This is a genomic window from Novosphingobium sp. KN65.2 (assembly GCF_001368935.1).
Taxonomy (GTDB): Bacteria; Pseudomonadota; Alphaproteobacteria; order Sphingomonadales; family Sphingomonadaceae; genus Novosphingobium; species Novosphingobium mathurense.
On the sequence record NZ_CCBH010000044.1, the window covers coordinates 1 to 464 of the forward strand.

General features: G+C 65.1%; 1 protein-coding gene. It reads right to left on the reverse strand.

What is annotated here, in order from left to right:
- Window positions 1-21: 21 nt before the first annotated feature.
- Window positions 22-464: hypothetical protein (locus SPHV1_RS25310; protein ID WP_054944340.1), on the reverse strand; the 443-nt coding region annotated here is incomplete at its 5' end.

Sequence of the window (464 nt, forward strand, 5' to 3'; positions counted from 1 at the left end):
CCCTGCCCTGCCGATCCCACATCAAACCAGCATGTCTCGCCGGCGCAGCGCGGCCGACACATCGGCATCGAGAACGCATACGAGATTGCGCGAGCCACCGCGATTGGCGTGATTGGTCCGGTACCCTTCGTAATAGCGCGCCACGTACCCTGCCCGCTCGAGTTCGGTGACCACGCGGCTGAAGTTGTCGGCGCCGGTCGCACGCACATGTTCTTCGACCGCGGCATCGATGATCCTTTGCGCTTCAAACAGGTCGTCAGGCAGCCTGTCGGCCAGCTCCTCGCGCAGGCGCTGCTCGATCTTCTTGCGGCGCTGGCTACGACCGGAAAGCCTGGAGAGCCGCTTGCCCACCCAGGCACGCAGCGGCAGCACCTCGGTCTCGTCCTCGATGAAAGGCCCCACCTTCGAGCCGGTGCCTGCCTGCTCTGCCAGGAGGTTGAGAACAGCGAAGGCATAGCGCGGAC